This is a genomic window from Peptoniphilus sp. BV3AC2, from assembly GCF_000478945.1.
In the GTDB taxonomy this organism is placed as follows: Bacteria; Bacillota; Clostridia; order Tissierellales; family Peptoniphilaceae; genus Peptoniphilus_B; species Peptoniphilus_B duerdenii.
Genome location: NZ_AWXD01000004.1, coordinates 45,479 through 67,496 on the forward strand (window position 1 = coordinate 45,479; position 22,018 = coordinate 67,496).

Sequence of the window (22,018 nt, forward strand, 5' to 3'; positions counted from 1 at the left end):
ATCTTCTCCTAATTTGCACTCTTCATTACATCAGTATTTCCAGTCTTAACATATGAATTTGGATCTGCCAAAAGTCTTTCTACGAAATGTAAAAAGTAAGCTATAGATAATGTCAGTGTCAAATAAATAATCGATGTAATTAAATATGTTTCAAAGTACATTAGATTGCCACCGACTATTGATTTTGTAGTAAAAAAAAGTTCGTTTACAGCTATGACGTTTAACACAGATGTATCCTTTATATTTACGATGAATTCATTTCCAATTGCAGGAATTATATTTTTAATTGCCTGTGGAAGTACTACATGCACCATGGTTTGATAGTGGTTCATTCCAAGAGACCTTGCAGCTTCAAACTGTCCCTTGTCGATTGAATTTATACCGCCTCTTACAACTTCTGATAGGTATGCTCCAGTGTTTACAGAAACTACTAAGAATGCTGCCTCCATTGGAGATAGATTGATTCCAGCAAATTGGAGTAGTCCGAAGTATACTAGCACTGATTGCACAATCATCGGTGTACCTCTTAAAACTTGAACGTAGATATTTGCGAGTACTTTAAATATATTTAAGACAAAATTTTTACCTTTTTTCAAAGATTCAGGAATGGTTCTTATTATTCCGACAATTAATCCAAGTACAAGACCAAGTATAGTGCCTACAAATGAAATTAAAACCGTATATCCAGTTCCCCTTAGGAAATTACTCTTATTTTCTATGAAGATGGTCTTCATATTATTTAGAAATCTTTCTAAGCCTTCGCCTTCGTTTTCTTCTTTGTTTTGAAGGATGTTCATTTCATCCATAAGTTCTAATCTATCTTCTTTTGACACATCACTTAGAATTTGGTTAAGTCTTTCTCTAATAGGATTTCCCTTTTTAATTCCAATTGCTATGGAAGTATCCTCCTTGTCTGTGTCAAATCCAGGATTTAAATCTACCATTTTTAGACCAACTCCAGCAGTTTCAGCAGCCATTGCCTCAGGTCTTTCAGCCACATATCCATCAGCCTTACCAGTTTGTACTGCAACTCTCATAATTGAGAAATCTGACATTGGTTCAAGGTGATTAACACCAGGTATTTGATCTATAACCGTATCGTGAAAAGTATTTAACTGAGCAACGATACCTGCTCCTGTAAAATCATCTAACTTAGAAGCATTAGCATACTTTCCTTTTGCATTTACAACCATTACAAGGTCAGATTCATAGTAAGCATCGGAAAAATCTATTTGCTTTGCCCTCTCGGCAGTTGGACTCATTCCAGCCATGATAAGATCAATTCTTCCAGAAGTTAAAGCAGGAACTAAACCATCCCATTCAATCTTAACTAGGACAAGTCTCTTTCCTAGACCTTCTGCAATTTTCTTAGCCATTTGAACGTCATAGCCGTTTGCAAATTCATTTGACCCTTCAATAGGCACAGCGCCATTTTGTCCAGTCTGTTGTGTCCAGTTAAAAGGCGGATAAGCAGCTTCAAGTCCTACCCTCAAAGTGTTCTCTTCAGCAAATGTACTCATTTGAAACGAAAATATTCCAATAATGCCTACCATAATCAATAAAACTACATTCATAAATCTCTTCATCTTGATTCTCCTTGAAAAATAATTTAATAAAAAAAGCCCCATCCCAGTTGTTATCAACTTGGGACGGAGCGTTAAAACCGTGTTACCACCCATATTTATTTAAAGTTCACACTTTAAACCTCACTAAGTACTACATACTCTTCATCTGTAACGGGATTACCCGGCAACCTATCATTTACAATCCAGATTGCTGCTCAAAGTCTTTATTCTCAACTACATTTATTATCTTCTCTCACCAAACGAAGACTCTCTTTAAATAAATAATAGAAGATACTCCTCTTCTCAATGCAACTAATTAAAGTAATACTAACAGAAATTAGAAGTTAAGTCAAGAGATATTTAAAAATTATTTATTTTATTTTTTATATCGAGATTATTTACTTTGAATAGAATATTCACCTAGGGCTTGGGTGTTAGTTTTTTATTTTGTTTTCAAAATAGAATTCTTTTAATCAACTTTCAAAGCTAAAAGATTATTTAGCATTAACGTAAACTAAATCTCCATTTTCAAATAAAATATTGTCAGCATATTTTACATAGATAATTGGTTTTAAAATTACAACATCTTCTGGAAGATCTTTACTTATAGTAAAAGTAATGATTCCATCTTTTTCTTCAACGGTATAAAGATCTTTGCTTAGTTCTTCCTTTTTGTATTTTGGAGTAGATGTAGAAATGGCATCTATTTCATCATAATTTTTCTTAGAAATGTAGTTTAGTTTTACAAATCTATCCTTAGATTCTCCAATCTTTTTAACATCTTCAAGAGAAGTTTTTACCTTTATTTGGTTGTTATCAAGAGCTGTATATTTTTTGTTGTTATTTTTATTTACAACATCTCTATTCCCTAAAACTTCAAAATCTACCAAGATATTTCTAGCAACATTTCTAAATGCTCCTCTGTATTTCTTACCTTCAAATTTAACAAACTCTTCAAGTCTCTTAATTTCTTCAGGAGATAAATCCTTCTTATCTAGTAATTTCTTCGCTTCATCAATCAATGATTTCATTTCAGCGATAGCCTTTTTATTAGATTCAGTATTAATAGCACTTAGTTCAAGAACACTGTCATTCTTAGAATCAATAATTGCCTTTAAACTTTTTTTAAGTTCTGAAACTTTATTAGCATCAGTAGTTACTTCTTTACTTTCAGCCTTAGAATCTTTTGAGTTTTCCATTAATTTGTCTGCAATTGTATTGTATAGGAATATAAAACTATCTTTTCTAGAAGCAAAAGCCTTTGGGTCTAAATCTTTTGTGCAAATATTTTCTTCTTTAGCCCATTTAATCCAATCGGTAGGCCATTTTGCACTATTAATTGCATCTTTATCAAGGTTTTTCTTTGTGCAAACAAGAACCTTTAAAATTTCAGCATTGGTTATATACTTTTGACCTTTAAAAGATCCATCTGGATAACCGCTAAATAGATTCATATTGTCCTTTGCATAAGCAATCACACCATTTGCCCAATCATCTTTTTTAACATCATTAAAAGGCATAGATTTACCTTGTAGTTCTTTTGCCTTATCTTCATGTCCAAGAGCGTAAACCAAGATTTTGGTAAGCTCACTTCTCTTGATATTCTTATCAAGACCAAGATCACCATTTTCATAACCTGCGATGATCTTCTTTTCTTTCAAGAAATTAATCTTGTCATCATCCTTTTCTGTGGCAGCAAAAGCATTTACGCTAAATCCTATGAAAACCACAGCTAAAATAAGTAAATTAACAAATTTTTTCAAAATATTCCTCCTAAATATTATTTGATATATTATATCAATTAATTTAATTATAGCATTCTAAGTTTTCACTCTTTTTTATAAATTACTGTAATTTTTTAAATATTTTGCATTGATAATTGAGTTTTAAATCTAATAATTCATGATTATATAAATTATAAATTGTAATTAAAAAAGCACATCTAACATAATTGCTAGTGTGCTTTTTTTCTTTCATTTATAAATTTTTAAAGTTTAAGATATTACACTCCTGTTGAACCAAATCCACCTTCGGATCTTTCTGTATCTTCAAGAGATTCTACTATTTCAAGTTCTGCTTTTTCGTACTTTATAAATACTATTTGAGCGATTCTATCTCCATTTTTAATTACAAAATCTTCTTTGCCGTGGTTTATTAGTATAACTTTTAGTTCGCCTCTATAGTCTGAATCTATAGTTCCTATTCCATTTGGAAGTGAGATTCCGTACTTAAGTGCAAGACCAGATCTTGCTCTTACTTGTCCTTCGTAACCTTCTGGAATTTCCACAAATATTCCCGTTGGAACAAGTTCTATTTCTCCTGATTTAATTACTAAATCTTCATCTAAATTTGCTCTTAAATCCATTCCTGAAGCGCCACTGGTTGCGTAGGATGGATTTTCATTTTTACTTTTGTTTATAATTTTTAATTTCATATTTCTCCTAAAAAAAACATGAACCTAAGTCCATGTTATTATTTTTTAACAGTTTTAGATTAATTATCCTTTTCTGGTTTTGGAATCAATGCCTTTCTAGAAAGAGATATTTTGCCTTGTTCGTCAACATCTATTACTTTTACAACCACACTGTCTCCAACTTTTAATTCGTCTTCAACTTTTTCTGTTCTCTTGTGATCTATTTCTGAGATGTGAAGTAGTCCTTCTGTTCCCTTTTTGATTTCTACAAATGCTCCAAACTTCATAAGTTTTTTAACTTTTCCGTTGTAGATATCTCCAATTTCAACTTCTTTTACTATTCCTTCAATTATGTCGATTGCTTCTTGAGCTTTTTCGTGGTCGTTAGATATTACTGATACTTTTCCGTCATCATCAATGTCAATCTTAACTCCGGTTTGTTCGATTATTTTATTAATAACCTTTCCACCGCTTCCGATAACTTCTCCAATCTTTTCTGGATCAATTAGAATGATGTAGATTATTGGCGCAAATGGAGATAATTTTTCTCTTGGTTTATCTATTGTAGCTTCGATATTATCAAGGATTTGTAACCTTGCTATTCTTGCTTTTTCAAGGGCTTCTTCTAGAATTTCTTTTTTTATTCCTTCCACCTTGATGTCCATTTGAATAGCGGTTATACCTTCTCTAGTTCCTGCAACTTTGAAGTCCATATCTCCGAAGTGGTCTTCTAATCCCTGAATATCTGTTAAGATTTTGATAACTCCATGTTCTTCTATAAGTCCCATGGCAATTCCTGCTACTGGTTGTTTAATAGGAACACCTGCATCCATTAGTGAAAGTGTTGAACCACATACTGAAGCTTGTGATGAAGATCCATTTGAGCTAAGAACTTCTGATACGACTCTTATTGCATAAGGGAATTCTTCTTCTGTTGGTAGAACTGGTATTAGCGCTCTTTCTGCTAGTGCACCGTGTCCAATTTCACGTCTTCCTGGACCTCTCATAGGTTTTGTATCTCCTACACTGTAAGGTGGGAAATTATAGTGGTGAATGTATCTCTTTGGAGTGTCATCTCCTAGTCCATCTATAACTTGTACTTCAGAAAGTCCAGCTAGAGTCGTAATTGAAAGTACTTGAGTTTGACCTCTTTTAAATAGTCCTGATCCATGAGTTCTTCTAAATAATCCAACTTCTGATGATAAAGGTCTGATTTCATCTAGAGCTCTTCCATCTGGTCTTCTATCTTCTTCGATAATACCTCTTCTTACTTCTTCAACTTCAATAGATTCGATAGCAGCGTCTATATCCTTTCCAAATTCTTCTAATTCTTCGTTGAAGTGTTCATAGATTTTATCTTTTGCTTCTTCTGTCTTTTCTTCTCTTATAATTTTGTCTTCTTGGTTAATTGCTTCTACTAAAAGTTCTTTACCAAACGCTATAACTTTTTCTTTTATTTCTTCATCTGGTTTGAAAACTTCGTACTGAGCTTTTTCTTTACCAACTTCTCTTTGAATTTCTTCAATAAATTCACAGATATTTTTGATTTCTTCATGACCTTTTAAGATAGCTCCTAGCATCTCTTCTTCAGAAACTATTTTTGCTCCTGCTTCTACCATCATGATTGCAGATTTTGTTCCTGCTAGATTAAGCTCTATCTTAGATTTTGCTCTTTGTTCTTCAGTTGGATTTATTACGTATTCTCCATCAACCATTCCAACGAATACTGATCCTGTTGGTCCATCAAAAGGAATATCTGAAATTGTAAGTGCTATTGATGATCCAACCATTGCTACTATGTCTGGTTGATTGTCTTGGTCTACTGCCAAAGCTGTAGCCACAACTTGTACATCATTTCTATATCCTTCTGGGAAAAGTGGTCTAAGTGGTCTATCTATAAGTCTCGCAGTCAAGATTGCCTTTTCGCTAGGTCTTCCTTCTCTCTTTATAAAACCTCCAGGAATCTTACCAACTGCGTACATTTTTTCTTCATAATCAACGCTTAGTGGGAAGAAATCTATACCTTCTCTTGGTTTTTTAGATGCAGTAGCTGTTACTAGTACAACCGTATCACCGTATTCAACTAAAGCTGCTCCATTGGCTTGTTCTGCAACTTTTCCAATGGTTACTCTCATTTCACGGCCAGCTATTTCTCTACTAAATACTTTCTCCATCATACCTCCTATTAAAAAAATAAAGCGGGATATACCCCGCTTATTATCCTCTTATTCCTAACTTTTCTATTAGTTCACGATATTTTTCAATATCTTTATTCTTAAGGTATCTTAGAAGGTTTCTTCTTCTACCTACCATCTTAAGAAGTCCTCTTCTTGAATGGTGGTCCTTCTTATGAACCTTTAAATGTTCGTTTAATTCGTTAATTCTTTCTGTAAGAACTGCTACTTGTACTTCAGTTGATCCTGTGTCTTTTTCGTGGATCTTAAATTCATTAATAATTTCTGTTTTTTTGTCTTTAGATATCATATTTACCTCCAAAATTTTAATTAGCCAATATCAAAGAAATGTGCCGAGGTCGCTTCACTCCTTGAAATGGTACTGGTCTATTATAACATATAAAAATATATTTGTCTATTTACTTTTTCTAACTTCTTCCACATCTTTGGCTATTCTTTCAAATAGTTCTTCTACTGAATTAAATACTACCATAGGTCTTAATTTTTTTAAGAAATATAGATATACTTTTTTCCCATATATATTTTCATCAAAATCTAAAATATTTGCTTCTATCTTTAAATTTTCTCCTAAGAATGTAGGATTATTTCCAATAGATGTTGCAGCTTTATAAAGTAGGTCGTCTCCTTCAACTTTAATTCTCGTATCATAGACGCCATCTCCTGGCAGTTGCACTCCATCTTTCGTAATAATATTTGCGGTTGGATAACCCATTTTACTTCCTAGTTTCTTTCCATGATCGACTATTCCTGTAATAAAGTAGTTGTGTCCCAAAAGTTTATTTGCTTCTTCCATCATTCCTTCAGAGATAGCCTCTCTAATCCTTGTAGAGCTTACTACTTCTCCGTCAATCTTATAGGCATCTATAACATCAAGAGTTAGATTATACTCTTTACAAAGCTCTCTTAAGATTTCTACATCTCCCATGGCTTTAAATCCAAATCTATAGTCATATCCAACTACTACACCTTTGGCATTTAAGTTTTTAACTAAAAAATTTTTTACAAAGTATTCTGGGGACATCTTCATAAATTCCTCATTGAAGTCTATCATGTAGACTATATCTATTCCGATTCCCTTTAAATACATAAGTTTTGCTTCGTTTGAAGTAAGTTCCTTCTTTTTATGGTCAAATAATGTAGCCGTTGTGTGTTCATTGAATAGAAGAACTGCAGAATGTGCATCTATTTTACTAGCAGTTTCTATAGCTTTTTTCATAAGAAGTCTGTGTCCTAGATGAACTCCATCAAAATTACCTAGGGCTATGACTATTTCATCTTTTCCAATGTAATTTAAATCTATGTTTACTATCTTCATCTAAGCACCTTTATCTTTAACCTTCCATCTATAAACTCACCGATGCCGATAAATTCATCGCGACAATAGACCGAATACTTTCCATCTTCCATCCGATTGTCAAAGAATTTAACTCCATTTATTAGTCTTTCAAAGAAACTTTTAGGTACATTGTACCTAGGCATATTTCTTAAAGCGAATTCAGTAGGATAGAATTTCTCTTCTATTTCTTCTTTTGTCATATTTTCTAAATCATCTATTGTTATTGCTTTTTCAACAGTAAATGGTCCTACTTTTGTCCTAACGAGGGAGGTCATAGTTGCTAATGTGCCTAAACTTTTACCAATATCAGAGATTAGTGTTCTCACATAGGTTCCGGAACTACAATTTATCTTTACTTTATATGGGTTAGTTCCAAGTAATTCTAAGCCATATATTTTTACTTTTCTCTTTGGTCTATCTACAACTTTTCCTTCTCTTGCAATCTTGTAGAGTTTTCTTCCACCTAGTCTCACCGCTGAATACATAGGAGGTGTCTGCTCTATAACACCTGTGAATTTTGGAAGTATTTCTAAAATTTCATCTTTTGTTGGAATTTTATCCGACCTATTTATTATATTTCCAGTTATATCTTCCGTATCTGTTTCAATTCCAAATTCAATAGTTGCTATATATTCTTTCTCTGAATCTTGAATAAATGATGATACCCTTGTAGCTTTTCCAATAGTCATAGGTAAAACTCCAGTTGCCATTGGATCTAATGTCCCTGAATGACCAATCTTTTTAATTCCTAAAAGATCTCTTAAAATATAGATGCAATCGTGGGAAGTTATTCCTTGTCTCTTGTTAACTACTAGGATTCCTTGCATTTAATCTCCTTTATAGCCTCTTGTAGTATTTCATCTTTTGCCTTTTCTAGTGATCCATAATATGTGGCTCCTGCCGCCATTATATGTCCTCCACCATTAAATTTAGATGCAATTTTGCTTACATCTGCATAAGATTTTGCTCTAAATGAAACTCTTATTTCATTTTCTTTTTCTTTTAAAAATATTGCAATCTCTACACCTTCAATGTCACGAATATATTCAACAATTCCTTCACTGTCAGATTTTTTATAATCTGGGCTAAGAGATATTTCTTTAGGTAGAGCAATCATTGCAATCTTGCCTTCTAAATAGAATTCAAGCCTATTTAAAGCTTCATTTAAAAGCATTATTTTAGATTTTGGGTTTGACTGATAAACATTTACCGTTATATCTAAATTTTTTGCTCCAAAATTTAAAAGTTCTGCAGCTATTCTGTGAGTATCACTGCTGGTGTTTTCATATTTAAAGCTTCCTGTGTCTGTACTTATACCAGTTAAAATAGATGTGGCTATCTCTTCATCTATAAGTTCTTTTTTTAAAAGTTTAAATATAACTTCGCAGGTACTACTTGAATTTTTTTCTACAACATTGAAATCTGCATATCCGTCATTGGTGTGATGATGGTCTATGCAAATAGTTTTTTTGCTCTTTCTATATAACTCTACCGCATCTTTTCCTATTCTATCAAGATCTGCACTATCTAGAGTTATAAATAGATCAATATCTTCAATTTCGCTAGATTTTACCGTCTTGATTCCTTTGAATAAAAATCTAAAGTCGTCTATCATTACATCATCAAATATTGTGTAGACATCTTTATCTAGTTTCTTTAAGTATTTTGAAAGAGCACTTAAAGATCCAAGATTATCTCCATCTGGATTTAGATGTGAAGCAAGGGCAATTTTACTTGCCCCTTCAATCATCTCATGAAATTTTATCATTTCCATGGTTAACCTCTTCAATAAGTTTTTCCATCTTTAAGTTTATATCTAGGGTTTCATCCAGTATGAAGATTAGCTCTGGCATTTGACGAAGTTTAACTTCGCTTGAGATTTCTTTTTTTATAAATCCTTTAGCGGAGTTAAGTCCTTCTAGCGCTGCTTCTTGTTCTTCTTTTGTTCCCATTATTTCAACGAATATTTTTGCAAATGATAGATCATTAGTAACTAAGACATTGGTTACACTTATAATCTCTGGTATTCTTGGATCTTTTATTTTAGATCTTATAATATCAGAGATAACCCTTCTAAGTTCTTCCCCTATCCTTTGCACTCTTTTTTCTCTCATACTCTCTTAATTTCCTTCATAATATATGATTCAATGAAGTCGCCTTCTTTGATATCATTAAAGTTTTCTATAGTGATTCCACCTTCATATCCATTGTTTAGTTCTCTAACATCGTCTTTAAATCTCTTTAAGGATGCTATTTCTCCTTCATGGATAACTGTATCATTTCTAAGGATTCTAACCATAGATTTTCTAGGAATCTTTCCGCTAACTACAAATACTCCAGCTACGATAGCATTGTTTGGAAGTTTGAATGTCTGTCTAACTTCACATCTTCCTTGAACTTCTTCTTCGAATTCTGGATCTAGCATACCTATAGCCGCTTTTTCAATATCGTCTATTGCATCATAGATTACTCTATAGGTTCTTATATCTACTTCAAGTTCTTTTGCAAGTTCGATAGCATTTATATTTGGTCTTACGTTAAATCCAATTACTATAGCTTTTGAAGCTGATGCTAATGATATGTCAGATTCACTGATTCCACCTACTCCAGAGTGAACTATAGATATATTTACTTCTTCATTTTCTATCTTTAATAATGATTGAGAAAGTGCTTCTACTGAACCTTTCACATCGCCCTTTATTATTAAATCAAGTTGTTTCTTTTCTCCTTCTTTTATCTTGTCAAATAAGTTTGAAAGAGATACCTTGTTAGTTGCGTTTAATCTATTTTCTCTTACTATTTCTCTATTCTTATCAGCTATTGTCTTGGCAGTCTTTTCATCTTCAACAGCATAGATAGTATCTCCAGCATTTGGAACTTCTGAAAGTCCAAGGATTACCGCTGGCATAGATGGTCCTGCTTTTTTAAGATTCTTACCTTTGTCATCTGTCATAGCTCTAATTCTACCTGATGCAACTCCACTTACTACGAAGTCTGAAGATCTCAATGTACCGTTTTGTACTAAGACTGTTGCCATAGGTCCCTTGCCCTTGTCAAGCTTAGCTTCTATAACTGTACCAACCGCTCTTCTTTGTGGGTTTGCTTTTAGTTCTCTCATTTCTGCTACAAGTAGTATCATCTCTAAAAGATCATCAATACCTTGTTTTGTGTGGGCACTTACAGGAACCATAATAGTATCCCCACCCCAATCTTCAGGCATAAGTCCTTGTTCAGATAGTTCTTGCTTAACTCTATCCACATTTGCAGCTTCTTTATCTATTTTATTTATTGCTACAATTATTGGAACTTCTGCACTTCTCGCATGAGAGATTGCTTCTATTGTTTGAGGCATTACTCCATCATCTGCTGCTACTACTAGGATTGCAACGTCAGTTATTTGAGCTCCTCTTAGTCTCATTGAAGTAAATGCTTCGTGGCCAGGTGTATCTAGGAATGTTATTTTCTTTCCATTTAGATTTACTGTGTACGCACCAATATGTTGAGTAATTCCGCCTGCTTCTGTTGAAGTTACGTGAGATTTCTTGATTGAGTCCAAGATAGAAGTCTTACCGTGGTCAACGTGACCCATTACTGTTACAACTGGTGGTCTTGGTTTTAGATTTTGTTCTTTATCTTCAAAATCTAGTCCAAATTCTTCTTCGATTGATACTTCTTCTTCAGGACTTGCAAATTCGATTTGTATATTTAATTCATCTGCAAGAATTTCACAAACATCTTTATCTATAGGTTCATTTTGACTTGCCATTACACCAAGCCCTATAAGTTTTGTAATTACTTGGGATACTGGAATGTCTGTTGCTTCTGCAAAATCTTTAACTGCTAATGGTGGAGAAATTTTAGCTACTTTGTTTTCTTCGACTTCTTCCTTTTTAACAGTCTTCTTAGCTTTTTTCTTAGGAGCTTTTTTGGTTAAATCTCTTTTTGCATACTCTTCTCTTAGTTCTAAGATATCTTGTTTTGTCTTTTTATTATGATTGTTCTTAGATTTTTTCTTTTTATATTCTTGTTGATTTACTTCTTTTTCAGTAATGACCTCATTCATCTTGTTAAAAGATCTAGATTTCTTCTTTTTATTATGTGGCCTTTCTTCATCTCTGTCTTTATCGAAGCTTTCTCTATTTGAATCCTTAGGCTTTCTAAAGTTTTGAGATTTTCCTTTGTTTTTATCTTGGAATTTATTGTTTTCCCTTTGTCCATCTGAATCTTTTTTTCAAATGGTTTCTTTTTAAATCTCTTCTTGCCTTCTGTGCCTTCAGCGTTAGGTTTTCTGTTATCGAATCTCTTATTATCATCTTTTGACTTGTTAGGCTTAGATTCTTTCATGTCTTTATTCTCTATAGTAATACCTTCTTTTTTATTTGGATTTTTATTATTTTTAAAGTTTTTCTTTTTATCATCTTTATTTGGTGTAGATTTATTCCTATAAGAATTAACTACTCTTTTTTCTTCTTCTGCATTTAGTGTCGACATATGGTTCTTAACTTCTATGTTTAAACTAGAAATTCTCTCGATCAATTCTTTGCTAGTTACATTCAGTTCTTTTGCCAATGCGTGTACTCTTTTATTTTGCATGTTACACCTCCGATTCAGGTGTTATTTATGGATTTCTTCTCTTAGATTTTCATAGGTCTTCTCATCAATCTCCATTTCAAACGATCTATTAAGAGCTTTCGTCTTGATAGCTTTTTCTAGACAATTTAAATCATCGCACAAATAAGCACCTCTGCCATTTAGTTTTCCCGTTCTATCTATAAAAATTTGATTTTCTTTAGTCTTTACGACTCTTATTAAATCAAATTTGGATTTTTGTTCTCCACAACCTACACATTTACGCTGCGGAATTTTTCTTGTCTTTTTCATTGCAAGTTTTGTATTTCTCCTGATTTATTCTTCTGAATCTGTGTCTGTAGTATCTAAATTGTCTTCAGCTTCTTCTAAATCCATTTCATCTTCTTCATCGATATCTTCTGCGGATGCTTCATCATGAAATTCAATTTCTTCATCTGCTACATTTTCATCTTCGTCATCTTCGTATCCGAGTTTTGCATATAGCTCATCTTCAGTCATATTTTCTGCTTCTAGATATTCTTCAAATTGAGATACAGATTTTATATCTATTTTCCAATTTGTAAGTTTTGCAGCAAGTCTAACATTTTGACCTTCCTTACCTATTGCAAGTGAAAGTTGGTAATCTGGAACAACTACCAAAGCTTGTTTATTGCTGTCATCTATAAATACTTTTTCAACATTTGAAGGACTTAAGGCATTTGCTATGAAGTGATCGATATCTCTGTCCCAGATTATTATGTCTATCTTTTCTTCGCCAATGCTATCTAAAATAGCCTTTACTCTTGCTCCTTTAAATCCAACGCATGCTCCAAGTGGATCTACGTCTTCAGACTTTGAAAATACTGCAATCTTAGTTCTAGATCCAGCTTCACGACTGATGTTAAATACTTCTACTATTCCATCATGAATTTCTGGTACTTCTAGTTCAAAAAGTCTCTTGATTAGATTTGGATGAGATCTTGAAAGTATAATTTGTGGTCCTTTAGGAGTCTTCTTAACTTCAAGTATTATCATCTTGTACCTATTTCCATGGGAATAATCTTCACCCTTTATTTGTTCGTTCGGCGGAAGAATTCCCTCTGATTTACCAAGGTCTATGAATACATATCCCTTTGAAGATCTTTGAACTTGTCCAGTGATAAGTTCTCCTTCTCTATCGATAAAATCATCATAGATTATATCTTTTTCAGCATCTTTGATCTTTTGAATAACCACTTGCTTTGCAGTTTGTGCAGCAATTCTTCCAAATTTCATTGGATCTATTTCAATTCTTACGATACTTCCAACTTTGTACTTGCTGCTAATCTCTTCTGCATCTTCAAGAGATATCTCAGTATCTTCATCTTCTACTTCATCTACAACTGTCATTTCTTTGAAAATTTTTATATTTCCATTTTCTTTGTTGATGTCTACTACTATATTTTGGTTCGACATTCCAAAATTCTTCTTATAGCTTGATATTAGAGCAGCTTCTAATGCTTCAAAGACAATGTCTTTTTTTATTCCTTTTTCGCTCTCTAATTGATTAAGCGCTAATATAAATTCTTCGTTCATACGTCCCCCTAGAACACAATCTTTTGACTCATTTTTGAGATAGATTTAAGAGGTAATTCTACTTCTTTACCTTCATTATCTAATATTACGGTATCTTTTGTATAGGAAGCTAGTACGCCTTCGTATAATTTATTTCCATCGAGTGGTGCAAATAGTTTAGCTTCCACTAATTTACCTTTGTTTCTCCTTAAGTCGTCTTGAGTTTTTATCGGTCTATCTAATCCTGGTGAAGAAACTTCTAAATAGTAACTTTCTTCAATTATATCTTCTTTGTCTAACTCTTCTTCTATCGCTCTACTCATTGTGTCACAGTCATCGAGTGAGATTCCATCTTCTTTATAAATAAATACTGACACTAACGAATGAGGAGTCGCTTTTTTGTATGCAACTTCTACTATTTCATAGCCTCTCTCTTCGGCTATCTTTGTAGATATTTCGTTTAATTTACTTAATATTCCTTTAGATGATGTCATTTTACACCCCTTTTTTAAGTAAAAAATACGGAGTGGGAAACCCCACTCCTTAGTTACTTTCTATCATCATTACTATTATATCAAATTTTCTGTAAATATCAAGGTTTAAAAGTTAAATAGTGATAGTTGATTATTTTCTTGCATGCCTTCAAAACAATTATTTTCACGCAACATTTCAACTATTGCCTTTGTTGCCCCAGTTTTATTTATAAAGTCTTCAACAGAAATATATTTATTTTCTTTTGAGCTTTCGACAATACTATTTGCAATAGCTTCTCCTAGTCCTGGCACTGCCATAAATGGAACTCTGATCGCACCATCTTCTATTACAAATGTCTTTGCCTGAGATTTATAGATGTCAATAAATTTAAATTCAATTCCTCTAGAATACATTTCAAGCGTCATTTCCAATGTGTTTCTCTGACCTTTTTCTTTTTGTGATGGATTTTTTATTTGAAGAAGTTCATTGAGTTTTTCCTTCATTGCTCCAACACCCTTTGATATTGTTTCTATATCAAAGTCTGTTAATTTGTTCGTAAAATATGTTGCATAATATTCTAGTGGATAATTTAATTTATAGTAAGCAACTCTAAAGGAAAGCATTACATACGCAACTGCGTGGGCTTTTGGGAACATGTACTTTATCTTTTCACAAGCTCCGATATACCAACTTGGTAGTGGGAGTTTTTCCATTATTTCCCTTTGCTCATCTGTTAGCCCTTTTCCTTTTCTAACTTTTTCCATGGTAAAGAATGCCATTTTATTTTCCGCACCAGCTTGGATTAAATAAACCATTATATCCTCTCTTGTGGATATAACATCTTGAAGCTTCGCAAGACCTTGATCAACTAAATCTTCTGCATTGTTTGTCCATACATCCGTTCCATGAGAAAGTCCTGAAATTTGTACGAGTTCTGAGAAGGTAGATGGTTTTGTTTTTATTAGCATTCTCTTTACAAAATCTGTTCCAAATTCTGGGATGCCCAGTGTCCCTGTTTCACATTCATAGATTTCTTTGTTCATCTTTAATTCTTCAGAGCTACTGAATAGACTCATAGTCCTCTTATCATCTAGGTAGATATCTTCTGACTTTAATCCTGTTAAATCTTCAAGCATCTTTATAATAGTCGGACCATCGTGACCGAGTATATCGAGTTTTAAAATTTTTCCGTGAAGGAAGTTATAATCAAAGTGCGTAGTTATAACTCCAGAAGATTTTTTATCGGCAGGATATTGAATCGGTGAGAAATCATAGATACTAGAAGTTTTTGGAACTATCATTACTCCACCTGGATGTTGGCCAGATGTTCTCTTAACTCCTGTTATTTCCTTCGCGAGTCTATCTATTTCAACAGGAGGTACGATTTCATCTTTATAGTAATTTTTTACTATTCTATACGCAGTATTTTCTGCAACTGTTCCGATGGTTCCAGCTCTAAAAACATACCCTTCTCCGAAAAGTTCTTCAGTATACTTGTGAGCTACAGGTTGATATTCTCCCGCAAAGTTCAAATCTATATCAGGTTCCTTATCCCCTTCAAAACCTAGAAAAACTTCAAATGGAATATTGTGTCCATCTCGATTTAACTCTGTCCCACATACAGGACAGTTCTTTCTTTCCAAGTCCACCCCAGATCCTACCAATGTTTCATCTACAAATTCCGAGTACTTACATTTTGGACAGACATAATGTGGCGGAAGAGGATTTACTTCTGTTATTCCTGCCATAGTCGCTGCAAAAGAACTTCCTACTGATCCTCTAGATCCTACTAAGTATCCATCGCTATTGGATTTCTTTACAAGTTTTTCAGCGATGATGTATAGAACCGCATATCCATTTCCTATGATTGAATTTAATTCTCTATCCAATCTTTTTTCTACTATTTCAGGTAAATCTTCCCCGTAGATGCTATGGGCTCTATCAAAAGTTATCTTCTTTAACATTTCTTCAGAGCCTTCGATATAAGGTGGAAATGTTCCATCTGGTAGTGGTTTAATATCATCTACCATATCTGCTATTTTGTTTGAATTTGTAATTACAACTTCTTCGCATCTGTCTCCAAGATAGTCAAACTCATCTAGCATTTGGTCCGTAGTTCTAAAATAGAGAGTATTAGGTATTTTAACCTCTGGATTAACAGGTCCTGTAACTCCACTTAAAACTATTCTTCTAGAAAGATCTTGGTGAGGATATAAGTAGTACACATCTCCAGTTGCAACAACCGGTTTATTTAATTCATCTCCAAGTGCTAAAATTTTCTTGTTGATATTTATTAAATCTTCTTTGTCTTTTAATTTTTCACTAACCACATAGTTTAGATTATTTCCTATTGGTTGTATTTCTAAATAGTCATAGTAGGATGCAATCTCTAATAATTTTTCATGAGGTTTTCCAAAATAAATTGCATTCCAAAGTTCACCTTTGGATGTTCCTGATCCTAGAAGTATTCCTTTTCTATATTTATTAAAGATAGTTTTAGGTACTTTGGCTTCTATATTAAAATATTCCATATGTGATGCGGAAACTAGTTTATATAGATTTTTTAATCCTTCTTGAGTCTGAACTATTGCTGTGGAATCTTTTGAAAATAAAACCGATTTATCTATTTTATCGAAAAGTTTATTTATTTCTTCAAATGATTTTGGAGATCCACCGAGCTTCATCATCTTTATAAAAGCTTCTGCCGTAGCTTCAGCATCGTTAACAGCTCTGTGGGCTCCTTCTAAATTAACCCCGAGTTTTTTACAAATTGCAGAAAGATTAAATCTCTTCAAGTCATTTAAGATTGCTCTTGATAAATAAAGTGTATCTAAAACAGGAAAATCAAACTTAAGCCCCACCTTATCCATATCTCTTCTTATAAACGCAGTATCAAACTCCGCATTGTGAGCTACAAGAGTAGCATCTCCTATGAATTCTACAAAATCTTTTATTACCACTTCTATCGGCGGTTCATTAGCTACCATTTCATTAGTTATACGAGTAAGCTCTACAACTTTTTCTGGTATTGGTCGCATCGGATTTACAAATCTTGAAAATCTATCCACAATGACTCCATCTTCAATCTTAACAGCACCGATTTCTGTAATCATATCTGATGCCGGAGAAAGACCTGTGGATTCAATATCAAATACAACGAATTTTTGGTTGTAATTTTTTCCTTCAAAATTTTCTACAATTCCCATGGTATCGTCAACCAGTCTCATGTCGAGTCCATAGATTGCTTTTATTCCTGTAGATTTAGAAGCATCCATAGCATTCGTAAATCCTTGCACATCAGAAACATCCGTTATTGCAAGAGCACTATGGCCTAAATCTTTTGCAAATTTCGCAAATTCTTCAAAGTCAGTAATTCCGCTCATTGTTGACATCTTTGTATGAAGTCTAAGTTCAACTCTGTGTTTTTCAGATTTTTCTACTATCTTTTCCTTCTCAACTTTTTCTATTGCTTTAAAATTAATAACCACAATGGACATAAAGTTGTCGTATTCAACTCTACCAGAAACTTTAATTCTAGTTCCCACTTTGAATTCATCTTTGAACTCCGCTACTTCATTTTCTTCCATAAATTTTTTCAAAACCGTTGAGGATGTGTAGTCGGTTATCTTTATAAGGATTATTCTTTTGCCGCTACGAAGTTCTTTTACTTCAATATCGAAAATATCTCCTGTTAAGACTACGTATTGATAGTTGGTTGAAACCTCTGCAATAGATATTTCATCACCTTTAAACTTGCCTTTTCTGTATTTTGTATTGCCGCTTGATTGAGCTTGAGGCGTTTTTTTAACCTCCTGTTTAACAACAGTAGTCTCCATAACCTCTTTCTCCATGTCTTTTAATGTATCAATATAGTCTAAATCTATATCTTCATCAAAACCTTTTTCAATTACAAACTTTAGATTGTGAGGATCTAAAGCTTTATCCAAGCTAGTTTTAATTTTATTAGAATTTATTAAATCGTAACAAGTTTTATCTGGAACCTCTAATATTAAATAACCCTTCTCTTCATCTACACGCATAAGTTCATCTTTAAGCCAGCAGTTAAATGATGGTGAATCTAAAAGAATTGTCTCTTTTGTAAGAGAGATAGGGTCTATATTCTCGTATACAATCTTTAAATCAAGGTATATTTCTGGAATATATTCAAGAATTCTCTCTTTAATAGTATTAATAAAACCATCCTCAATTGGATGGTTTGAACTCATAACTACATTCAGTTTTAAGCTGTCCTCATCAAAGTTTATATCAACAATATTTAAGTTTACTTCTTCGTTTTTAATTCCCAATATACTTGAAAATTTTTCAAAATCAAACATAGTTCACCTTAAATTCTCTATTTCTTTAATAAGTTCATCTACGAGATCTTTTTCATCAACAGATTTTACGATCTCTCCGTGTTTAAATATAACTCCACGACCATTTCCACCAGCTATTCCTATATCAGCTTCTCTGGCTTCTCCTGGTCCGTTAACTCTACAGCCCATCAAGGCTATCTTTAAATTTAAGTCCTTAGTGTCTAAACGATTTTCAACTTCATCTACCAAGGAGATTAAATCTATCTTGGTTCTAGAACATGTTGGACAGCTGATTAGCTCGATTCCATCTCTTCTAAGACCAAGTGATTTTAGAATTTCTTTTGCTACATAGATCTCTTCTACAGGATCTGATGTAAGAGATACTCTTATTGTATCACCTATTCCTTCTTGAAGAAGAGAACCGATTCCAATAGCAGACTTAATCGCACCGATTTTTGGTGGTCCTGCTTCGGTAACTCCCAAGTGAAGTGGATAATCTGTTAAGCTTGCAAATTTTTCATAAGCCCTGATATTTAAAAGTGGATCCGATGCTTTTAAAGATACCTTAATATCTTTAAAACCTAGAGATTCTAAATAATTTACTTCGCTAAGGGCAGATTCAACAAGACTATCTACATTTACACCAGAAAATTTATCTAGAATTTCTTGGCTAATCGAACCGGAGTTTACTCCGACTCTTATAGAAATTCCTCTCTCCTTTGCAGCTTCGACAACTTCTTTAACCTTCCATCTTTCACCTATGTTCCCAGGATTTATTCTAAGTCCATCCACACCATGTTTTGCAGCTTCAACAGCTAATCTATAATCGTATTGAATGTCTGCAATTGTAGGAATATTTATTTTTTCTTTAATTTTTGGAATAGCCTCTGCGTCATCAAAATCATTTACCGCAAATCTTATGATATCACAACCAGCATCTTCCAATTTCTTTATCTGTGCTACAGTATTTTCAATGTCACAAGTTATAGTGTTCGTCATGGATTGGATGGTAATCGGATGTGGATTTCCTATCTTAATTCCACCGACATCTATAACTCTAGTCATCCTTCTATTAATCATCTTTTAAGATCTCCAAATATAGTTACATATATCATAATAGAAAATACAAATATAAATCCAAAAAGATTTATATAGTATTCTACTTTTTCGCTAAGTGGTTTACCTCTTAACTTTTCAATTAATAACATGACAAATCTACCACCATCAAGGGCTGGTATAGGAAGTAGATTTACCACACCTAAATTTGCCGAAATAAGTCCAAGTATTGCAAGCACATTTAAAAATCCAAACTTAGCTGACTGTCCAATTACTTTTATAACTCCAACAGGACCAGAAAGTCTAGATAGAGCAAGTTTACCTGTAAAAAGCATTCCTAAAACTTGGAAAACTTCTTTAACCACATTTGCAGTTTGTTTAAAACCATATCTAACTGAGTATGTGGCTCCACGATTTATTTTTGGCTTTATACCTATCATTTTTTGACCATCTTTTTCTTCAACTTTTACATTTTGTGCATAAAGTCTACCTTCTCTGACAGCATAAACCCTTACTGTATCTTTTTGTGCTGCAGCGATAGTCTTAGGTATATCTGAAAATTCTTTTATTTCTGTGTGATCTATTACAACGACCTTATCACCTGGCACAAATCCCATCTGTTCAGCAGGACTACCTGGTACGATTTCACCAATAGTTGTACTTGGAACACCATTAAATCCTGCAATGATAGTAAAAGCAACTATTGCTAGGACAAAATTCATAAATGCTCCTGCTAGTATAGTTACCATTCTCCTACCAATACTTACATTGTTAAACGCCCTTGGATCTTCAGAATCTTCTCCTTCACCTTCCATAGCGCAATATCCGCCAATCGGAAGAGCGCGAAGAGAATAAAGCGTTTCTCCTTTTTGTTTTCCAAATATTTTTGGACCCATTCCAACAGCAAATTCATTTACTTTTATTCCAGAGGCTTTTGCAGCCACTAAATGTCCAGCTTCATGTAACAATATTACAAGAAGGAAGACAAAAATTGCACTTATAATAGTAGTCATAGTACCTCCATTACTTTTGAAAATAGAAATATTATTACAGTGACATCTAAAATACTGTCAAATCTATCGAGAACTCCTCCATGTCCTGGAAAAATATTTCCATAATCTTTTATTCCTGCTACTCTTTTAATCTTTGAAGCTATTAAATCACCTAGTTGTGAAGATATAGAGGTGAAAATAAGAAAGATTACAGTAAGAACATCCAGCTTAAAATCATTATAATTAAGCCAAGTACATCCTAGGATAACCGCTCCTACTACTCCACCGATAGCTCCCTCCACCGATTTCTTAGGAGAAATACTTGGTATAAGTTTATGTCTTCCCATTGTTATACCTACTAAGTAGGCAAATGTATCTGTGGCAAAAGCCATTATAAAGACAAGCACCAAGTAAATATTGTTCATTTTATAAAGTAGGTCAAATATTACCGGAATATAGATATAGCTAAAAACTGTATACACACTGTCGTCAATATTTCTATTGATATCTAAATCTAGCACAAATGAAATAAGCATAATTATAAGTATAAATACGTACTCAAAACTTGCCATAACTTCAAATTTAGGTACACTTCTAATTAGAAATAAGAACACAGTAAAAATATACAGCAAGTAGGCATTAATATTTATATTAATATTTTTAAAACAATTTTTTATTTCATAGATTCCTACAATCGACATAAATAAAATTGCAGTAGATAGATATATGCCGCTATTTTTAATTATAAAATATAGTAGGATTACACCGACAACAGCGGTTATACTTCTCGTTACAAAGTTTTTCATAGTCCACCGTACCTTCTATTTCTATTTTGATATTCTAGGATTGCTTCTCTTAGATTTTCTTCTCTAAAGTCTGGCCATAGGGTATCTACAAAGATAAATTCAGCATATGCTAGTTGGTATAGTAAAAAATTTGAAATTCTCTTTTCCCCACCTGGTCGAATCAAAAGATCCACTGGAGGAATATCTTTGGTGTATAAAAAATCGTTAAAACTATCTTCCGTTATATCTTCGAGATTTAATTTTCCATCTTTATAATCTCTTGCAATTAACTTAGAAGCCCTCACTATTTCAGCTCTACCACCATAGGAAAGGGCGATATTTAAAACCATTTTTTTATTATCTTTTGTAGTTTCTATTGCTTTTTTTACAGATTTAAATGTACCATCATCCAATCTATCAATATCTCCTAGTACATTTATTTTAACACCATTTTCATGAAGTCTTTTCAATTTTTTATCTATAAAACTATTTAAAAGAGTCATGAGATATCCCACTTCATCTGCGGGTCTCTTCCAATTTTCTGTAGAAAAAGCATATAGGGTAAGGTATTTAACTCCCAAACGATAACTTTCTTCTACAATATCTATAACTCTTTCTGCTCCTTCCTTGTGACCGAAGGATCTGATTTTATTTTTATTCTTAGCCCAACGACCATTGCCATCCATAATTATGCCGATATGTGCAGGAACTTTGTTTAAATCTATTTCCATATTTCTCCTAAAAAATAAAAGGCCCTCAGGGC

At 33.1% G+C, this 22,018-nt stretch carries 19 protein-coding genes and 1 other annotated feature; all 19 genes read right to left on the reverse strand.

The annotated features are described in order from the left end of the window. Positions 1 to 8: 8 nt before the first annotated feature. Positions 9 to 1,586, reverse strand: a complete 1,578-nt coding sequence (locus HMPREF1252_RS00325; protein ID WP_023058844.1) for an ABC transporter permease subunit — start codon at positions 1,584 to 1,586, stop codon at positions 9 to 11. 56 nt (positions 1,587 to 1,642) lie between these two features. Further along, positions 1,643 to 1,881, reverse strand: a binding site (T-box leader). A 178-nt stretch (positions 1,882 to 2,059) separates the two neighbouring features. After that, a complete protein-coding gene (locus tag HMPREF1252_RS00330; RefSeq protein WP_023058907.1) occupies positions 2,060 to 3,328 on the reverse strand; it encodes an S-layer homology domain-containing protein in 1,269 nt (422 codons plus the stop codon). 239 nt (positions 3,329 to 3,567) lie between these two features. Next, entirely contained in the window at positions 3,568 to 3,999 is a 432-nt protein-coding gene (gene dut, locus HMPREF1252_RS00335) for a dUTP diphosphatase (RefSeq protein ID WP_023058849.1), read from the reverse strand. A 59-nt stretch (positions 4,000 to 4,058) separates the two neighbouring features. Further along, the gene (locus HMPREF1252_RS00340; RefSeq protein WP_023058871.1) at positions 4,059 to 6,152 is read right to left on the reverse strand and encodes a polyribonucleotide nucleotidyltransferase; all 2,094 of its coding nucleotides are present in this window, start codon (positions 6,150 to 6,152) and stop codon (positions 4,059 to 4,061) included. A 43-nt stretch (positions 6,153 to 6,195) separates the two neighbouring features. After that, positions 6,196 to 6,462: a 30S ribosomal protein S15 gene (rpsO, locus tag HMPREF1252_RS00345; protein WP_008902059.1), complete on the reverse strand. Its 267-nt coding sequence runs from the start codon at positions 6,460 to 6,462 to the stop codon at positions 6,196 to 6,198. A gap of 105 nt (positions 6,463 to 6,567) precedes the next feature. After that, the gene (locus tag HMPREF1252_RS00350; RefSeq protein WP_023058883.1) at positions 6,568 to 7,488 is read right to left on the reverse strand and encodes a bifunctional riboflavin kinase/FAD synthetase; all 921 of its coding nucleotides are present in this window, start codon (positions 7,486 to 7,488) and stop codon (positions 6,568 to 6,570) included. After that, positions 7,485 to 8,336, reverse strand: coding sequence for a tRNA pseudouridine(55) synthase TruB (gene truB / locus HMPREF1252_RS00355; RefSeq protein ID WP_023058898.1), 852 nt, complete (start codon positions 8,334 to 8,336; stop codon positions 7,485 to 7,487). Before truB ends, HMPREF1252_RS00350 begins: the two co-directional genes overlap by 4 nt. Beyond that, entirely contained in the window at positions 8,321 to 9,283 is a 963-nt protein-coding gene (locus HMPREF1252_RS00360; protein WP_023058851.1) for a bifunctional oligoribonuclease/PAP phosphatase NrnA, read from the reverse strand. Before HMPREF1252_RS00360 ends, truB begins: the two co-directional genes overlap by 16 nt. Then, entirely contained in the window at positions 9,261 to 9,623 is a 363-nt protein-coding gene (rbfA, locus tag HMPREF1252_RS00365; protein ID WP_008902055.1) for a 30S ribosome-binding factor RbfA, read from the reverse strand. The genes HMPREF1252_RS00360 and rbfA overlap by 23 nt, the downstream gene beginning before the upstream one ends. After that, a complete protein-coding gene (gene infB / locus HMPREF1252_RS00370) occupies positions 9,620 to 11,572 on the reverse strand; it encodes a translation initiation factor IF-2 (protein WP_023058861.1) in 1,953 nt (650 codons plus the stop codon). Before infB ends, rbfA begins: the two co-directional genes overlap by 4 nt. Then, positions 11,569 to 12,102, reverse strand: coding sequence for a translation initiation factor IF-2 N-terminal domain-containing protein (locus HMPREF1252_RS09875; RefSeq protein ID WP_023058863.1), 534 nt, complete (start codon positions 12,100 to 12,102; stop codon positions 11,569 to 11,571). The genes infB and HMPREF1252_RS09875 overlap by 4 nt, the downstream gene beginning before the upstream one ends. A 21-nt stretch (positions 12,103 to 12,123) precedes the next feature. Next, entirely contained in the window at positions 12,124 to 12,390 is a 267-nt protein-coding gene (rnpM, locus tag HMPREF1252_RS00380) for an RNase P modulator RnpM (RefSeq protein ID WP_008902053.1), read from the reverse strand. A gap of 24 nt (positions 12,391 to 12,414) precedes the next feature. Next, complete coding sequence (nusA, locus tag HMPREF1252_RS00385; protein ID WP_023058901.1) at positions 12,415 to 13,653, reverse strand: transcription termination factor NusA; 1,239 nt, start codon at positions 13,651 to 13,653, stop codon at positions 12,415 to 12,417. A gap of 8 nt (positions 13,654 to 13,661) precedes the next feature. Next, positions 13,662 to 14,126, reverse strand: coding sequence for a ribosome maturation factor RimP (rimP, locus tag HMPREF1252_RS00390; protein ID WP_023058852.1), 465 nt, complete (start codon positions 14,124 to 14,126; stop codon positions 13,662 to 13,664). Between the two features lie 105 nt (positions 14,127 to 14,231). Next, positions 14,232 to 18,443, reverse strand: coding sequence for a PolC-type DNA polymerase III (locus HMPREF1252_RS00395; RefSeq protein WP_023058876.1), 4,212 nt, complete (start codon positions 18,441 to 18,443; stop codon positions 14,232 to 14,234). A gap of 3 nt (positions 18,444 to 18,446) precedes the next feature. After that, positions 18,447 to 19,502, reverse strand: a complete 1,056-nt coding sequence (gene ispG, locus HMPREF1252_RS00400; protein WP_023058894.1) for a flavodoxin-dependent (E)-4-hydroxy-3-methylbut-2-enyl-diphosphate synthase — start codon at positions 19,500 to 19,502, stop codon at positions 18,447 to 18,449. Further along, complete coding sequence (gene rseP, locus HMPREF1252_RS00405) at positions 19,499 to 20,491, reverse strand: RIP metalloprotease RseP (protein ID WP_023058903.1); 993 nt, start codon at positions 20,489 to 20,491, stop codon at positions 19,499 to 19,501. Before rseP ends, ispG begins: the two co-directional genes overlap by 4 nt. Beyond that, positions 20,488 to 21,276, reverse strand: a complete 789-nt coding sequence (locus HMPREF1252_RS00410; protein WP_023058843.1) for a phosphatidate cytidylyltransferase — start codon at positions 21,274 to 21,276, stop codon at positions 20,488 to 20,490. The genes rseP and HMPREF1252_RS00410 overlap by 4 nt, the downstream gene beginning before the upstream one ends. Next, complete coding sequence (locus HMPREF1252_RS00415; protein ID WP_023058902.1) at positions 21,273 to 21,986, reverse strand: isoprenyl transferase; 714 nt, start codon at positions 21,984 to 21,986, stop codon at positions 21,273 to 21,275. The genes HMPREF1252_RS00410 and HMPREF1252_RS00415 overlap by 4 nt, the downstream gene beginning before the upstream one ends. Between the last annotated feature and the right edge of the window lie 32 nt (positions 21,987 to 22,018).

Coding starts and splice junctions, on each gene's coding strand:
- infB (WP_023058861.1), bottom strand. CDS start 11,572: ATGAATGAGGTCATTACTGAAAAAGAAGTAAATCAACAAGAATATAAA.
- rbfA (WP_008902055.1), bottom strand. CDS start 9,623: ATGAGAGAAAAAAGAGTGCAAAGGATAGGGGAAGAACTTAGAAGGGTT.
- HMPREF1252_RS09875 (WP_023058863.1), bottom strand. CDS start 12,102: ATGCAAAATAAAAGAGTACACGCATTGGCAAAAGAACTGAATGTAACT.
- truB (WP_023058898.1), bottom strand. CDS start 8,336: ATGCAAGGAATCCTAGTAGTTAACAAGAGACAAGGAATAACTTCCCAC.
- dut (WP_023058849.1), bottom strand. CDS start 3,999: ATGAAATTAAAAATTATAAACAAAAGTAAAAATGAAAATCCATCCTAC.
- rseP (WP_023058903.1), bottom strand. CDS start 20,491: ATGACTACTATTATAAGTGCAATTTTTGTCTTCCTTCTTGTAATATTG.
- HMPREF1252_RS00350 (WP_023058883.1), bottom strand. CDS start 7,488: ATGAAGATAGTAAACATAGATTTAAATTACATTGGAAAAGATGAAATA.
- HMPREF1252_RS00360 (WP_023058851.1), bottom strand. CDS start 9,283: ATGGAAATGATAAAATTTCATGAGATGATTGAAGGGGCAAGTAAAATT.
- HMPREF1252_RS00325 (WP_023058844.1), bottom strand. CDS start 1,586: ATGAAGAGATTTATGAATGTAGTTTTATTGATTATGGTAGGCATTATT.
- HMPREF1252_RS00395 (WP_023058876.1), bottom strand. CDS start 18,443: ATGTTTGATTTTGAAAAATTTTCAAGTATATTGGGAATTAAAAACGAA.
- rnpM (WP_008902053.1), bottom strand. CDS start 12,390: ATGAAAAAGACAAGAAAAATTCCGCAGCGTAAATGTGTAGGTTGTGGA.
- ispG (WP_023058894.1), bottom strand. CDS start 19,502: ATGATTAATAGAAGGATGACTAGAGTTATAGATGTCGGTGGAATTAAG.
- rimP (WP_023058852.1), bottom strand. CDS start 14,126: ATGACATCATCTAAAGGAATATTAAGTAAATTAAACGAAATATCTACA.
- HMPREF1252_RS00410 (WP_023058843.1), bottom strand. CDS start 21,276: ATGAAAAACTTTGTAACGAGAAGTATAACCGCTGTTGTCGGTGTAATC.
- nusA (WP_023058901.1), bottom strand. CDS start 13,653: ATGAACGAAGAATTTATATTAGCGCTTAATCAATTAGAGAGCGAAAAA.
- rpsO (WP_008902059.1), bottom strand. CDS start 6,462: ATGATATCTAAAGACAAAAAAACAGAAATTATTAATGAATTTAAGATC.
- HMPREF1252_RS00415 (WP_023058902.1), bottom strand. CDS start 21,986: ATGGAAATAGATTTAAACAAAGTTCCTGCACATATCGGCATAATTATG.
- HMPREF1252_RS00340 (WP_023058871.1), bottom strand. CDS start 6,152: ATGGAGAAAGTATTTAGTAGAGAAATAGCTGGCCGTGAAATGAGAGTA.